The sequence below is a fragment of the Blautia sp. OF03-15BH genome, from assembly GCF_003463065.1.
Lineage (GTDB): Bacteria > Bacillota > Clostridia > Lachnospirales > Lachnospiraceae > Limivivens.
The window spans coordinates 1-320 of the sequence record NZ_QSCM01000047.1 but is presented as its reverse complement, the minus strand read 5'-3'; the positions used below and the strand labels follow the sequence as shown (position 1 = coordinate 320).

Genomic DNA, 320 nt, shown 5'->3' with positions numbered 1-320 from the left:
ATAAAGATCAGCTGTGAATATGCGAATCTCATCGGACATATGTGCTACGCAGCATCCAAGCTCTGGAATGTCTGTAATTATGAGCGCCAGCATTACAAAGAAACAGGGCTGGGGCAATATCCGGACTGGTATTATCAGAAAAAAGCCCATAAAGAAGATCTGTGGTATAAACAGCTCCCGTCCCAGACTGCCCAGGAAGTCTGCAAGCTGCTGGATAAGGCATGGAAGTCTTTTTATGCCTTGAAAAGGTCCGGTGGAATTGAGTCGCCCAGACCGCCGCGGTTTAAGCAGGATGGGATTCCCATTACCTATATGCAGAT

1 pseudogene is annotated in these 320 nt (G+C 47.2%); it reads left to right on the top strand.

Going from position 1 to position 320, the window contains the following annotated elements:
- A pseudogene (locus DXA57_RS17090) lies at positions 1–320 on the top strand (RNA-guided endonuclease InsQ/TnpB family protein); the annotation flags it as partial.